Raw genomic sequence first — 14,725 nt, 5'->3', positions numbered from 1 at the left:
AGCGACATGGGTAAAGCGGGGGGTGAACCGAAATGTACTCCCCGTCCGCATAGTGCGGTTCATCTGGGTTGGGGGTCATGAGTTAAGCGAAAAAGTAGGGGTCGGCGAGCCGGCTGGCAGCAGCGTCACGGGCAGCACGGCCTCCACGCGCGTGCCGATGCCCGGCTCGGAATGATAATGCAATTGGCCGCCCAGCACGGCTACCCGGCTGCGCAGGTTGATGAGGCCCATGCCCACGGGCTGCCCGTGGGGGCCGGGCGGCGGCAATTCTTCCAGGGCAGCTAGGTTGAAACCCTGGCCGTTGTCGGAATAGGTGAGGGTGAGCAGGCCGGGTACGGTGGTTATGCGCAGCACAATGTTTCGGGCTTCGGCGTGCACCAGGCCGTTGGTGAGCAGCTCCTGGGCAATGCGATAAACCATGAGCTCGTGCGGCGGAATGAGCCGATTTAGGGTTCCATCCTGTTCCAGCCGCACTTCCGGGCCATTTTCGGTGGGTACGGCCTGCACCAGGGCCCGTAGCGCTTGCGCCAGGCCCAGCTGCTGGAGCGTGGCGGGCTGCAGGTTGCGCGAGATGCGCCGCACCTCGGCCACGGCTTGGTCAATCAGGGCGCTGGCTTCGGGCGAGGCCTGGCGGCCCGGGGCGTAGAGGTGCAGCTTGGCCAAGGCCAGGATGGTGCCCACGCCGTCGTGCAATTCGGCCGCGATACGTTGTCGTTCGTCTTCTTGAGCTACCAGGGCCGCCGCCAGGGCTTGTTGCTGAGCCGTTTCCCGCATGTGGGCCATCTCCTGCTGCTGCCGCAACTGCCCCCGCTGGTAGCGCACCACAAACCACACCAGTCCAAGCACAAGCAGGAGCAGCGTGGGAGTGAGGAGTAGCAAGGGCAGCAAATTGGTCACATGAAGGCCGCAAGTGGGTGGGCAGCACGAAAAAAAAAGATGCCCAAGCTACGGAAGCCAAAAACGATACGTAACCAGTGACAAAGTCAGCTACATTAAGCACAACATTCCTGTTTCTCGCCGCAACCGCTTGTCCCGTAACTGGCCGCCACGAAAGTCGAAAGCCCGAACATACAGTTCAGGCGACTTCAAGGTGAGGGCCACCTGTAGTGTTTTAAGCAAGGCAAAAGCCTTCTAGTAAACTGAGCTAGACCTGTGCGAATTCTGTGCGAACTGGTTGACCGGTGAAGCATTATTGCCAACAGGTTGCTGGGGAGCAGTCTTGGCTCGTAAAAAGGCCAACGTCAGGAATACGTTGAAAATAATTCCGATTATCGAAATGAATATCCACTTGGGGGCTTGGTCATACTGCGTTTTCGACAGATAATCCAGGCTGAAAGCCGTGACGGTACCGGCTGAATACAATAGTTGGCCCACGCTCAACAGCCAAATGGGGTCGCGCGAAAGGGATACTGTATTGGCGCGGCCCAGCAGTTGTTCGAGGTAGACCAACGCGAAAGCGGCTAGTACTGTGGATTGCGTCATCCGACTCACGGTAACAGCTATGTCAAAGAAGTTAGTGACGAGTCCAATCCCCGTGAGTCCAATACAGACGGCCACGGCCGTCAGCGTAGTTATCAGCACCAACTGCCGCATCCTTGCTGACTCCAGCACCATGTAGTACACGGCCCCAAACAGGGCGATTTTACCTAGGTTGAAGCCGATGATAAATAATGCATTGGGTGTATATTCGGTATAATGGCCGCCCAGTGCACAGAACGCCGACAGATACACGTACCAACTCAGTAGTTTTATAGCGGGTAGGAACTCGCTTTTTCGCAACCAAACCACTACCATCGGCACCAAGATGCTTAACTGCAGGACAGTTACCATCTTCAGCATAACCTGGACTAGCGGTGCAGTGGGCATGGTAAGGCTATGAGGTGAGGAGAGAAAGAACCAGTGCGCGGTCCTACTTTACTTCGTGCTGCTGGGGGGTAGTATTGAGGGAGTTGGTTTGGCTGGAGTTGGGCGGGCACTTGGGGGCATCGTCGGCGATGATGCACTGAACACCCGACACGACGCCTAGTTGGTCGTTTTCTTCGCTGTCGGCACCCACGGCCACCAGCTCCGGTGCGTTTCCTCTGAGGCCGTAGTAAAAGCGAATGCCTTCACAGCCGGGCTGGGCAAGAAGCTTGTTAAGAATATTTTTGCCCAAAAAGCATCCCAGGATAGTTTCTGGGTTGTGGTTTGCCTCGCGGTAATTCTGGGTTAGCTGGGCGGCAGCGATTAGGGTGATTTCCGTGCCTTCGGTTCCGTCAAATGGCATGAGTAACGCAGAAGAAAGTTGAAAAAAAGAAGATTATGTAGGATGGATGCGTCAAATATAGGCAAACAATGATTGCAACAATATTCGCATTCAAAAACTATTGCCAAGCCCGGCCAGCTCCACCGGGCAGGTTGTCATGCTCGCTGGTATCGTCTTCCTCATTCTCCTCATTCTCCTCCTTTTCCTCCATTTCTTCGTCGGCTTCGTCTTCCTCATCCAGCGTGTCGAACACGCGGTCAAGCGACGCCTCGGCGTGGCGCAGCTTGTGGCGGCAGAGGCGAATCAGTTCGGCCGAGCGCTCGACGCGCGTGGTGAGGTCGTCTACGTCCACGGCGTCGGTCTCCAGGGCCCGCAGGATGGTCTCGAGTTCTTCAATGGCTTCGCGGTAGGTCATCTTAAACAGTTAGCAGTGAGCAATTATCAGTGAGTATTTCGGAAGTATCGACTACGGGTTCGGCGGGCGTCTGCCAATGGTTAACTGTTCATTGCCAGCCGTCAACTGAAGCAGGCGAAGCTCATGGCGGTGCAGGTGGCGCTCCAGGGCCAGCTGCAGTCGGAAGCGGTGGCGCAACACGGTCTCGCGGCGGCGGCGGTGGTGGCGGGCAAAGCGTTTGAGCAGCGCCCGGCCGCGCTGGCGCAGGCCGCGCTGCTCGTGGGCCAGCGCCCGCCGCGCCGCCCGCGGCAGCTGGTGCCGGAACCGGAGCAGGTCTTGGGCCAGCTGGCGCAGCTGCTCACGGGGGGCTTGGGTGGCCTGGCGGGCGCGGGCGTGCAGGGCCGTGCGGGCCGTGTCGAGCTGGCGGTGGGCGGCGTAGCGGCCCCGGCCGCTCAACTGGTCGAGGCGGGTGTGCTGCTGCTGCAGCTGGCGGCGGGCCAGGGCCGTTACTCCCGCGCCCAGGTCGAGAATGGTAGCCTCAAGCCGGGCCAGGCGGTCGACCAGAAAAGCGGCGACGGCGGTGGGCGTTTTCAGGGCGCGGTGGGCGGTGAGGTCCACCACGGCTTCGTCGCGCTCGTGGCCAATACCGGTGAGCACGGGCAGCGGAAAAGCCCCCACGGCCGCCGCCAAGCCGTATTCATCAAACGCCAGCAAGTCGGTGCGGCTGCCCCCGCCCCGGATAAGCACCACGGCGTCGAACTGCCCGCGCCGGGCGCGCACGCTGTCCAGCGCCGCCCGTAAGCTGGCGGGGGCCTCGTCGCCCTGCATGGTGGCCGGAAACAGGGTGAGGGCAAAATCATACGGCGCTTCCTTCAGTTGCTGCACAAAGTCCTGAAAGCCCGCCGCCGTGGGCGAGGAAATAACCGCCAGCCGCTGCGGAGCCAGGGGCAGGGCCAGTTGCTTCTGGCGTTCCAATAGGCCTTTTTCTTCCAGCAGGCGCAGGGTTTTCAGCCGTAGCAAGGCCAGCTCGCCCACGGTGTAGCTGGGGTCAATGGCCACTACGTCGAGGCTCAGCCCGTACTGCTCGTGAAAGCGCACCTGCACCCGCAGCAGCAGCTTGAGGCCGGGGCGCAACGGTTGGCCAGTCTGGCGCTCAAAGGCGGGGGCCAATTGCTGGTAGCGCTGGCTCCAGAGCGTGGCACGGGCCTGGGCCTTGAGGGGCGTGCCGCGCGGGTCGATGGTTTGCTCGGTGAGGGTGAGGTAGCAGTGCGCGTTGGCAAAGCGCGGCAGGGTAATTTCGGCTACTTCAGCCACCACCCAGTAGGAATCGGCCAGCTGCTGGGTCAGGACCTGGCGCACGTAGCCCAGTAGTGCGGTCAGGCCCAGGGGAGCCGGGGCAGGAGGGGGCTGAAGCTCGGGGCGGCGGTTGTAGAGCGGCATGGGCGCAAGTTACGGGCAAGGGACATTTGATAATTGCTTTAGCCCTCGGCATTGTAACAACAGGTGATGATTATGCAACCGGAATTAATACCGGGTGTCTGTAACTTCACGGCATCATTTCCCAACCCAACATTCGCTTCATGTTTTCAACTTCCATTGCGCGGCAGCTTAGCCTGGCCGTGCTCGGTCTGGGCAGCCTGGCTGCTACGGTAGCGGCCGGCCCGCCCGACAAGCCCGCCCCCACGCCGCCCCAGAAAGGCGTGGGCATCAACATTGCCAACATCGACCCCTCGGTGAAGCCCTGCGAAGACTTCTTCCACTACGCCTCGGGCAACTGGCTCAAAAACAACCCGATTCCGGCGGCTGAGTCGCGCTGGGGCTCGTTCAACGAGCTGGCCGACCACAACAACGCCACCCTTCGCGCCATCCTCAACGATGCCGCCCGCAACGCCGCCAAGGCCCCCAAGGGCTCAAACATGCAGAAAGTAGGCGACTTCTACGCCTCGGCCATGGACTCGGCCGCCATCGAAACCGTCGGCCTGAAGTACCTGCAGCCCCACCTGAGTCGCATCGCGGCCATCAAGGACCTGAGCGAGATGCAGCGCTTTCTGGCCGACCCCAAGGCGCAAGCCGGCAGCGTGTGGTTTGGCATGTACGTGGGCCAGGACGAGAAAATCAGCTCCCAATATGCAGTTCAGATGGGCCAGGGCGGCCTCTCGCTGCCCGACCGCGACTACTACCTTAAGGACGACGCCCGCTCGAAAGCCATTCGCACGGCCTACGATACGTATCTGGTGAACACCTTCAAGATGCTGGGCGATGCCGAATCGGTGGCGCGCACCAACGCCGCCATCGTGCAGCGCATCGAAACACGCCTGGCCAAAGCCAGCAAGGCCCGCGTGGACCTGCGCGACCCCTACGCCAACTACAACAAGATGACGCTGGCCGAGGCCAACGCCGCCTACCCCAACCTGGCGCTGCCCCTCATGCTGAAGGAAAGTGGCCTGGGCGCGGCCAAGGAGGTGATTGTGGGCCAGCCCGATTTTCTGAAAGAAGTGAGCGCCATGCTAAAGGACGAGCCCGTGGCCGACCAGAAGCAGTACCTGCGCTTTCATTTGGTGAGCAGCGTGACGGCCGCCCTGCCCAAGGCGTACGGCGACGAAGCCTTCCGCTTCTCGCAAACCCTGAGCGGTGCCAAGAAGCAGCAGCCCCGCTGGAAGCGCACGCTGGGCGCTACCGACCGCGCCCTGGGCGAGGCCTTCGGCCAGCTCTACGTAGACAAGGCTTTCTCGCCCGCGGCCAAAACGCGCGCCAAGCAGATGATTGAGAACCTGCGCGTGGCCTACGGCGAACGCATTCAGGCCACTGACTGGATGAGCGCGGCCACTAAAAAGGAAGCCCTCAAAAAGCTGAACGCCTTCGTGGTAAAAATCGGCTATCCTGATAAGTGGAAGAATTACTCGACGCTGAACATCAGCCGCGAGAGCTACTTAAACAACCTGCTGGCCGCCCGCGTGTGGGCCAACAAGGAAGAAATTAATCATTTCGGCAAGCCGATTGACCGCAACGAGTGGGGCATGACCCCGCCCACGGTGAACGCCTACTACAACCCGCCGATGAACGAAATCGTGTTCCCGGCCGGCATTCTGCAGCCCCCGTTCTACGACCCCAAGGCGGATGACGCGGTGAACTACGGCGGCATCGGCGCGGTAATCGGCCACGAAATGACCCACGGCTTCGACGACCAGGGCCGCCAGTACGACTCGCAGGGCAACCTGAAGGATTGGTGGACCAAGGAGGATGCCGACAAATTCAACGCCAAAGCGGCCCTCGTGGGCAAGCAGTACGATGCCTTCATGCCGCTGGATTCGGTGCACGTGAACGGCAAGCTGACCATGGGCGAAAACCTGGCCGACCTCGGTGGCCTCACCATCGCCTACCAGGCGTTTGAGAAAACCCCGCAGGCCAAGGCCCAGGCCAAAATCGACGGCTTCACGCCCGAGCAGCGCTTCTTCCTGGCCTACGCTCAAATCTGGCGGACCAATGCCCGGCCCGAGTACCTGCGCCAGCAGGTGCAGACCGACCCGCACTCGCCCGCGCAGTTCCGCACCAACGGCCCGCTGATGAACATGCCGGAGTTCTACAAAGCATTCGGCTGCCAGGACGGCAACACCATGATGCGCGCCGCCGCCGACCGTTCCAAAATCTGGTAGGTTGCGCAGAGAGAACGTCATGCCGAGCGCAGCCGAGGCATCTCGCGCGGGGTAGTAACTCAATCGATTGGATTACTTGAGCACGCGAGATGCCTCGGTCTCTGCTTAATGCGCAGAATGCTCGGCATGACGTTCTTTCTTTCCAACACTTCTCCCACAACTCATTTCCCATTCACTTATGCATCAATCCTTTTTTGTGCGGCGGGCGGCCCTTTCGGCGGCGCTGCTGGCCCTGGTAGCCGGTGCGGCCCAGGCCCAAACCAAGATTAAAACCAAGTCCAGCGCGGGCAAGGAGAAAATCACCGTATCCACGACGGGGCAGTCGGGCGTTGGCGTAACGCTGGCTAACCTTGACCGCTCGGTGGCACCCTGCGATGACTTTTTCCGGTTTGCCAATGGCAACTGGATGAAGAACAACCCCATTCCGGCCTCCGAAACGGGCTGGGGTTCCTTCAACCAGCTGCGCGACCGCAACCGCGGCGTGGCTCGGCGCATTCTCGAAAAAGCCGCTGCTGACCGCACGGCCAAGCCCGGTTCGAACATGCAGAAAGTGGGCGACTTCTACGCCGCCGCCATGGACAGCGTGGCCGTGGAAAAAGCGGGCTTGAAGTACCTGCAGCCCCGCCTCAACCAAATCAGTGCCATTCAGGACGTAGCCGGCGTGCAGGCATATTTGGCCAACCCGAAGAATATCGGCAAGGGCTGGTACGGCTTTGGGGTGGGCCAGGATGGCAAGAACAGTAGCGTGTACGCCGTGCAGCTGCGTCAGGGCGGCCTGACGCTGCCCAACCGCGACTACTACCTCAAAGAAGATGCGCGCTCCAAAACCATTCGGGCCGCGTACCGCACCTACCAAACCAACCTGTTTAAGCTGCTGGGCGATGACCAGGCCACGGCCGAAAAGAACGCCGACGCCGTGACGCGCCTCGAAACCCGCATGGCCAAAGCCAGCCGCGACCCGGTGGCCCTGCGCGACCGCGAAAGCAACTACAACAAGATGAGCGTGGACAAGGCCATAGCCGACTACCCCAACCTGAACCTGCCCCTGCGTCTCAAAGAAAGCGGCCTGTCGGGGGCCAAGGAAATCATCGTGGGCCAGCCCGACTACCTGAAGGAAGCCAGTGCTATGCTGAAGGAAGAGCCCGTGGCCGACCAGAAGCAATACCTGCGCTGGCACTTGGTAGAGTCCGTGGTTTCGGCCTTGCCCAAAGCCTTTGTAGATGAAGAATTCCGCTTTTCTAAAGTAGTCTCGGGGGCCAAGCAGCCGCAGCCGCGGTGGCGCCGGGCCTTTGCCGCCACCGATGGCTCGTTGGGCGAGGCCTTTGGTCAGATTTACGTGGATGAAGATTTTAGCCCCGCGGCCAAAGCCCGGGCCAAGCAGCTGGTCGAAAACCTGCGCGTGGCCTACGCCGAGCGCATTCAGGCTACTGATTGGATGAGCGCCGCCACCAAAGCCGAGGCCCTGAAAAAGCTCAATGCCTTCGTGGTAAAAATCGGTTACCCCGACAAGTGGAAGGACTACTCGAAGCTGAGCGTGAGCCGCGAAAGCGCCCTGAACAACCTGTTTGCCGCCGCCGATTGGGGTACCCAGGACAACCTGAGCAAGTTTGGTCAGCCCGTGGACCGCAGCGTGTGGGGCATGACCCCGCCCACGGTGAACGCCTACTACAGCCCCAGCCTGAACGAAATCGTGTTCCCGGCCGGCATTCTGCAGGCACCCTTCTATGACCCCAAGGCGGATGACGCGGTGAACTACGGCGGCATCGGGGCCGTGATTGGTCACGAAATGACCCACGGTTTCGACGACCAGGGCCGCAAGGTAGACTCGCAGGGCAACCTGCGCGACTGGTGGACCAAGGAAGACGGCGAGAAATTCATGGCTAAAGCTGATGTGGTGGGCAAGCAGTTTGATGCTTTCTCGCCGCTGGATTCGGTGCACGTGAACGGCAAGCTGACCATGGGCGAAAACCTGGCCGACCTCGGTGGCCTCACCATTGCCTATGCCGCGTTCATGAAAACGCCCCAGGCCAAGGCCGGTAAGCCTATCGACGGCTTCACGCCCGAGCAGCGCTTCTTCCTGAACTTTGCCCAAATCTGGCGCATCAACCAGCGCCCCGAAGCCATGCGCCAGCAGGTGCAGACCGACCCGCACTCGCCCGGCCAGTACCGCACCATCGGCCCGTTGCAGAACATGCCGGAGTTTCACAAGGCCTTTAGCTGCAAGGACGGCGACAAAATGGTGCGTTCTTCCGCCGACCGCGCCAAAATTTGGTAAGCTGTTTGCTTAGAGTTACCTGAATCAGACGTGCGAACCCATTTGCCCGCCCGATAGAAGAAGGTCCGTTTCCTCTGGAGGCGGGCCTTTTTTGCGTTTTAGGGATGGTGCAGAGCTGGCATTGCGAGGTAGAACCGAAGCAATGACAGGTGGCTACTTCACTACTTCCACCTTGATACCAATGTCCTTCACCGGCCACTTATCGGATTCCACGGGCTCATTGGCGATTTTATCGATTACCTCCTGACCCTCGATTACTTCGCCAAATACGGTGTACTGGCCGTCGAGCGAGGGCACGCCACCCACGGCAGCGTAGGCCTGGGTTTGGGCGGGGGTGAGGCGGCGGCCGGCCATGGCCTGCGACTGGTTGGGGGCCAGCCTTTCGCCCACTACGAAGTAGAAATCGGTGTTCGACGACAAACGGCCGGGGTTCTTCTCATCGTCGTAGCGGGCCATGCCCAAGGCCCCTTTGTGGTGGAAGTGCCCGGCCCGAAACTCGGGCGGCAGGCGGTAGCGCTTCAGCCGGATGGTGCGGGCGTTGTAGGTCTGGCCGCCCTGCACGGCAAAGTCCTTCACCACGCGGTTGAACATTGTTTCATCAAACACGCCCTTGCGGGCCAGCAGCAGGAAGTTGGCTTTGTGAATGGGCGTGTCGTCGTAGAGCTTCACCCGGATGTTGCCCAGCCGCGTTTTGATGATAACTCCCGAGCCGGGGTACTGGCGGCCGTAGGCGAGCAGCGCGGCCGGCGCGGCGCTATCGGTGAGGGTAGCCAGGTTGGGGCCGGGAATTTCCTGGGTTGGTTTGGCGGGCGCGGTGGCGGGCGGGGCTTGGTTGCAGGCAGCCAGCAGGAGCAGAAATACGAGGCGTTTCATGGCGCAAAGTACGTTCTGGGGTTTTTTAGCCCGCAGAGGGCGCGGAGGAAGGCGCCGAAGTCGCAGAACGTTCTGCGGCATGGTTGGCCGATGGATTTTTGGGTTTGAGCAGGTCAAGGACTAACCCATCGAGGCGCAGTATCATAAGCGAAAGAATAGGAGGTGAAAACGAAAAAAGCCAGCCCCGCAGCACGCGGACCTGGCTTTCCATATGGCCACGTTTAAGCGACGGATAGTGCGTTTTTTATTACCTCAACCATAGGAGCACAGGCGTTTTAGCCCAACTGCCACAGAGCTTGCCTACTTGGGCGCATCGCCCTTCTGCTTAATTTTTTCGGTACCATTCGGGCCTTTGGTCTTCACCTTGAGTTTATCCACGACTGGGGCAGCGGCGGGCGCGGGCGTTTCGGCAGGCGCTTCCGGCGCTTCCGACGTTTCGGCGGGCGCATCGGGCGCATCGGTCATGTCCTTGGCCGACTTAATTTCATCGGCGGCTTCTACCTTTTTCACTTTTTGTTGCGCCAGCAAAAGCTGGTCCTGCGACAGCGTATTTTTCTTCCAGGCCACCAGTTCGGTGCTGAGTTTTTCCTTTTCGTCTTTGGTGGCCTTGGCTGGCGTCATCATCGCGCCGAGGTCGGGCTTACCGGCGTCCTGCCAAGCCGTGAGCCAGAGCGACGACACCAGCGTGGGCGCGCCCTTGAGGCGGTAGTCGACCATGCCGCCCACGCTCTTATTATACGCATCGGCGAAGGCGTCGGAGTAGCGGCGCGAGGTTTTGCCGTACTTGTGCGAGAAGGTGTAGCGCACGTCGGGCTTCATCACTTTTTCGATTTTGCTGGCCCGGTCGAAGGTCTCGCCCAGGAAGCCGTAGCTCTGCTGCAACACCGCCCACACGGCGGCCAGCGGGTCCTTTACGTACTTAGCCGGCTCGCCGTCCAGCTTGTACTCGTTGATGAAGCGCTCGGGCAGCTGGCTTTCCCAGAGGCTGTGCAGGCCTTTCTGGTCGGTGAGCTGGCCATCGTAGTTGATGGTGGTATGCAGGGGTACGAAGGCGTCGCCCACGTAATGGCTCAGTTCGGCCGAGTACCTGATGATGCCCACCGTGTCGCGCTGCCGAAACGCTTCGGTGAGGCTTTGCTGGGTTTCCATAATCACCCACGGCACGGTACCGTACTTCTTGAGGGTGTCGGCCGAGAATTTCTCCACCGCCTTGTCGTACTGCCGGGGCATTTTGCCGAAGGGGTCGTTCTCGGAGTAGTGGTCGATGTCGATGAAGTGCTTGGGCGCTTCGGTGGGGTCGGAGTTGCGGCGCTCGTCGGGAGACGTGCTTAGGCGCACCACCTCGGCCAGGTGCCGGTAGTAGAACGCCTGCATGGTGGCCGGCAGCTCATACACCGCTACCTGCGTGATGGTGCGGTGACCGAAAAAGCCCCAGGCACCGGCAGTGCCATGGGCGAGTACCAGGGCCGCGAGCAGCAGCGGCAAGAGGATTTTTTTCATGGAAATAACAAATCTGACGGGATGGAAAGCCTTGCCCTGCCCAAAGTTCGGCAATGGCTGGCACATGCGGCCCGGCCGGTCCAAACCCCGCCCTGGGTGGGCCGTACCTTTGGCTATTCCGCCTTCGCTATGAATCTTTGCCGCAACTCATTTTTAGCCCTGCTGGCGCTGGTAGCCGGCCCGGCCGCTGCCCAGGTTCCCACGCACCAACCGGGGGCCTACCGCTCCGCATCGGCCTACCGTCGGCACCAGCCGCAGCCCGCCGGCACCAACGCGTTTTTTCCTGACAAGCGCGGCCAGGTGGTGGTGGTAATGCCCAGCGGCCCCGCCACCACGAAGGTGCGCCTGGACCCCGACAGCGTCTGGGGCGTGGTATCGGACAAGGGCCGCACCACGCGAATCTTTCGGGGCGAGGAGTTCCGGCTGGAGCACGCCGACACGCTGTGCCTGTACTCCAGCACCGGCAACATGGGCACCATGGGCCCGGCCCGCTACGGAGGCCGCACGCTCGCTACCACGCACTATTTCTTCAGCGTAGGCCTCACGGGCCTCATTTTTCCGCTCACCACGCCCTACCTGCGCGAGCAGTACGCGGCCAGCAACCCCCGTTTCGTGGCGGTCTTGGATAAGCTGAAGTTCAACGCCAGCCTGAGCGACTACGACCGCAAAGCTGGCCTGTACCTCGTGACCAAGATGTACCGCGACGCTACGCCGCGGTAGCGTCGGCCGTTGCGGCACAGCGCTACTCCTGCCGGTAGGCCACGCCGCTCTTCATCACAAAAGTGGGCCGCATCAGGGCCGTGATGTCCTGGAGCGGGTCGCCGTCGAGGGCCACGATGTCGGCGTACTTGCCGGCTTCGATGGCACCCAGGTCCGCGGTTTCGCCCAGCAGCTCGGCGGCGTTGAGGGTGGCCGTGCGGATGGCATCGAGCGGCGACATGCCGGCCTCGGTCATGTAGCCGAACTCGCGGGCATTCTGGCCGTGGCGGAACACGCCGGCATCGGTGCCAAAGGCCACGCGCACCCCGCCCTTGATGGCGCGGGAAAAAGTGCCCTGCATTTTGGTGCCCACGTTCAGGGCCTTGGCCGCGATGACGGGCGGAAAGTAGCCGGGCCGCAGCCGCGCCGTGTCGGCTACCGACTTGCCGGCGATGAGCGTGGGCACGTACCAGGTGCGGTTTTTGGCCATCAGCTTAATGGCCTCGTCGTCCATCAGTGAACCGTGGTCGATGCTGGTCACGCCCGCCCGAATGGCCCGCTTGATGCCCTCCGCGCCGTGCGCGTGGCAGGCCACGCGCATGCCCAGGTCCTTGGCCGTTTCCACAATGGCGCGGATTTCCTCTTCCGAATACTGGGCCCCGGTGCCGTCCTTGCTCAGGTCGAGCACGCCGCCGGTGCTGGCAATCTTGATGAGGTCGGCCCCGCGCTTGAACTGCTCGCGCACGGCCTGCCGGCACTGGTCGGGGCCGTTGGCGAGGTTGATGGGGTGGCCGGCCTTGGTTATCTGGTCCTCGCTGAGGCCGTCGGTTTCATCCATGTGCCCGCCGGTGGCCGAAATGGCCATGCCCGCCGAATAGATGCGCGGGCCCGGCACCAGGCGCTGGGCCACGGCTTCGCGCAGGCTGGTGTTCACGCCCGAGCCGCCGCAGTCGCGCACCGTGGTGAAGCCGGCGCGCAGCGTGGTCAGGGCATTGCCCTGGGCGCGGAAGGCTACGTCGGCGGGGTTGAGGGTGAAGCCCTCGCGGAAGCTGTTGCGGCTGGGGCTCGATTCGAGGTGCACGTGGGTGTCAATCAGGCCGGGCAGCACGGTGCGATTTTCCAGGTTGACGACCTTGTCCTGGGGGCCGGCGGCGGCCGTGTAGCCGCTTTGCACGGCCGTGATGCGGTCGCGCTCCACCACGATGGTTTGCTGGGTGAGCAGCTTGCCGCTGCGCACGTCGAGCAGGCGGCCGCAGTGCAGGTAGGTTTTCTGGGCGAAAGCGGCCGGAGCCAGTAGGAGTAGGGCGGCCGTAGCCCAGGCTGGAATAGATTTGCGCGTCATACGTTTGCGTTTAGGAGCCGCCAAGGTACAACGGGGCTCGTATCTACTTCTCACTGTTTTTATTCTCCCCCCATGACGACCCAGGAAGACTTCGAAGCTGCCAGCCAGCGCGCCCAGCAACTGCCCACCAAGCCCGGCAACATGGTGCTGCTTCAGCTCTACGCCCTCTACAAGCAAGCCACCGACGGCGATGTAACCGGCGACCGCCCCGGCGGCTTCGATTTCAAAGCCATTGCCAAATACGATGCCTGGAACGGCCTGAAAGGCACCAGCCAGGAGGCCGCCCGCCAGCAGTATGTGGAGCTGGTGAGCGAGCTGGCCGGGTAAGGGAAGCAGCTCGTTATATTGATACAGCACGTCATGCCGAGCGCAGCCGAGGCATCTCGCGTGGGGTAGTAATTCTATCGTTAGAGCAGTTTCGGAGTTCGTGTACGTGGGCGATGTAGCGTGGACTCTGCGAGTCCGCGCCCGGCCCGGCCGACACGCGGACTCGCAGAGTCCACGCTACACGTACACTGACCCCGGAACCGCTCTAAACGGAAGAGCTACCATTGCACGCGAGATGCCTCGGCTGCGCTCGGCATGACGTTCTGCACGATACACTGTTTCCGATTCGTTTCCGTCATCCATGGATATCTCCCGCAAAAAGCCGCCCTACCCCATCACCCCCGCGTTGCGGCAGTACCTGCGCGCTTACGACCGCGAGGCCCCGCTGCCCGTGAGCTACGCCGACCTGAAGTTTTTCAGCAGCTCGTTTCCGCTGCTGGACCGCGCGGGGCACGACACGCTCTGGCAAACGGTGTTTTTTGAGCCCCAGGCCCTGCGCGAGCTCAGCCAGGGGCTCACGCAGGTGTACGCGCTGCTGAAAACGGCCGGCGACTTATCCTTCACCGAGCACCTGGTGGCCGACCGCATCGACTACTGCGAGTTCGGCAACTCCCGGCCGTTTCGGGTGCGCATCGTCAACCAGTTCAACGACAACTACGACTACTTCTACGTAAAGCGGGCCGACGCTTCGCGCCTCTACGGGCTGGAGCTGGAGCACCTGCTCTCGCCCAATTCCATGAACTTCCTGGTGAGCGGCGACACGTTGGTGGAAGAGCACATCGCGGGCATTCCGGGCGATGATTTCATCCGCCTGCGCCTCAGCCAGCCGCATATCAACCAAGTGCGCATCGCCAAGGAGTTTGTGAAGTTCAACGAGCGCTGCTTCGTGCGCCTGCTGGGCGACATGCGGGCCTACAACTACGTCATCGACGTGACCCCCGACTTTGAGGACGAGCAGTACCGGGTGCGGGCCATCGACTTCGACCAGCAGAGCTACGAGGGCCGCCGGGCGATGTACCTGCCCCAGTTTTTCAAAGACAACGCGGCCGTGGTGGAGATGTGCGCCCGCCTACTGAAGCCCGAAACCCTGCGCCAGTACCAAACCGAGGAACGCGCCCTAATGGCTCGTCGCGCCCGCGCCGAGCGCCACCGCCTGCGCGACCTGCTGGAGGTGATGCGTCAGCACGAGCTGGCCCCGCCCGAAAAGGTGGCCCAGCTCAAGGCCGAGCTCAACCGTTACCACCACACCACGGCCTTCGACAAATGCGACTCGATGGGCGACATCGTGCGCCAGAACCTATGGCTAATGCTGGGGGCCGGAGTTAAGCCATCGGTTGGGTAGGAGGAGAGGGACCGAAACGCTGTTTGGAATAGGCCAGTGATACTTTCGGCTGCTTGCTTATATCTTTCAGACGCT

At 61.7% G+C, this 14,725-nt stretch carries 13 protein-coding genes; 5 read left to right on the top strand and 8 right to left on the bottom strand.

Annotation, left to right across the window (positions count from 1 at the left end):
- Window positions 1-75: 75 nt before the first annotated feature.
- The 5 genes from IEW17_RS09625 to xseA form a co-directional block, all read right to left on the bottom strand.
- Complete coding sequence (locus IEW17_RS09625) at window positions 76-897, bottom strand: sensor histidine kinase (protein ID WP_229748925.1); 822 nt, start codon at window positions 895-897, stop codon at window positions 76-78.
- A gap of 234 nt (window positions 898-1,131) precedes the next feature.
- Window positions 1,132-1,866 carry a hypothetical protein gene (locus IEW17_RS09620; protein ID WP_188561828.1) on the bottom strand — a complete coding sequence of 245 codons (735 nt, stop codon included), beginning with the start codon at window positions 1,864-1,866 and terminating at the stop codon, window positions 1,132-1,134.
- Between the two features lie 43 nt (window positions 1,867-1,909).
- Window positions 1,910-2,266 (bottom strand): hypothetical protein, encoded by a 357-nt coding sequence (locus IEW17_RS09615; RefSeq protein ID WP_188561827.1) that lies wholly within the window; start codon window positions 2,264-2,266, stop codon window positions 1,910-1,912.
- A gap of 97 nt (window positions 2,267-2,363) precedes the next feature.
- Window positions 2,364-2,660, bottom strand: coding sequence for an exodeoxyribonuclease VII small subunit (gene xseB / locus IEW17_RS09610; RefSeq protein WP_188561826.1), 297 nt, complete (start codon window positions 2,658-2,660; stop codon window positions 2,364-2,366).
- Between the two features lie 51 nt (window positions 2,661-2,711).
- Window positions 2,712-4,079, bottom strand: a complete 1,368-nt coding sequence (gene xseA, locus IEW17_RS09605) for an exodeoxyribonuclease VII large subunit (protein WP_188561825.1) — start codon at window positions 4,077-4,079, stop codon at window positions 2,712-2,714.
- A gap of 140 nt (window positions 4,080-4,219) precedes the next feature.
- Between xseA and IEW17_RS09600 the strand changes: the two genes are divergently transcribed.
- Together IEW17_RS09600 and IEW17_RS09595 are read left to right on the top strand one after the other, a co-directional pair.
- Entirely contained in the window at window positions 4,220-6,292 is a 2,073-nt protein-coding gene (locus IEW17_RS09600; protein WP_188561824.1) for a M13 family metallopeptidase, read from the top strand.
- Between the two features lie 178 nt (window positions 6,293-6,470).
- Entirely contained in the window at window positions 6,471-8,567 is a 2,097-nt protein-coding gene (locus tag IEW17_RS09595; protein WP_188561823.1) for a M13 family metallopeptidase, read from the top strand.
- A gap of 153 nt (window positions 8,568-8,720) precedes the next feature.
- Here the strand turns inward: IEW17_RS09595 and IEW17_RS09590 are convergent, their stop codons facing one another.
- Both IEW17_RS09590 and IEW17_RS09585 read right to left on the bottom strand, forming a co-directional pair.
- Window positions 8,721-9,440: a peptidylprolyl isomerase gene (locus IEW17_RS09590; RefSeq protein ID WP_188561822.1), complete on the bottom strand. Its 720-nt coding sequence runs from the start codon at window positions 9,438-9,440 to the stop codon at window positions 8,721-8,723.
- A gap of 300 nt (window positions 9,441-9,740) precedes the next feature.
- On the bottom strand, window positions 9,741-10,940 hold the full coding sequence (locus IEW17_RS09585; protein WP_188561821.1) for a zinc dependent phospholipase C family protein: 1,200 nt from the start codon (window positions 10,938-10,940) through the stop codon (window positions 9,741-9,743).
- 129 nt (window positions 10,941-11,069) lie between these two features.
- On the opposite strand from IEW17_RS09585, the gene IEW17_RS09580 reads away from it, so the two are divergent.
- Window positions 11,070-11,660, top strand: coding sequence for a hypothetical protein (locus IEW17_RS09580; protein ID WP_229748924.1), 591 nt, complete (start codon window positions 11,070-11,072; stop codon window positions 11,658-11,660).
- A 22-nt stretch (window positions 11,661-11,682) separates the two neighbouring features.
- Here the strand turns inward: IEW17_RS09580 and IEW17_RS09575 are convergent, their stop codons facing one another.
- Window positions 11,683-12,981: a metal-dependent hydrolase family protein gene (locus tag IEW17_RS09575; protein ID WP_188561819.1), complete on the bottom strand. Its 1,299-nt coding sequence runs from the start codon at window positions 12,979-12,981 to the stop codon at window positions 11,683-11,685.
- A 72-nt stretch (window positions 12,982-13,053) separates the two neighbouring features.
- Here IEW17_RS09575 and IEW17_RS09570 point away from each other — a divergent pair, with 72 nt between their 5' ends.
- Window positions 13,054-13,308 carry an acyl-CoA-binding protein gene (locus IEW17_RS09570; RefSeq protein WP_188561818.1) on the top strand — a complete coding sequence of 85 codons (255 nt, stop codon included), beginning with the start codon at window positions 13,054-13,056 and terminating at the stop codon, window positions 13,306-13,308.
- A 301-nt stretch (window positions 13,309-13,609) separates the two neighbouring features.
- Window positions 13,610-14,650 (top strand): hypothetical protein, encoded by a 1,041-nt coding sequence (locus IEW17_RS09565; RefSeq protein WP_188561817.1) that lies wholly within the window; start codon window positions 13,610-13,612, stop codon window positions 14,648-14,650.
- The last annotated feature ends 75 nt before the right edge of the window (window positions 14,651-14,725 follow it).

The organism is Hymenobacter frigidus, assembly GCF_014640435.1.
Lineage (GTDB): Bacteria > Bacteroidota > Bacteroidia > Cytophagales > Hymenobacteraceae > Hymenobacter > Hymenobacter frigidus.
This window is presented reverse-complemented; position numbering and strand designations above follow the sequence as displayed.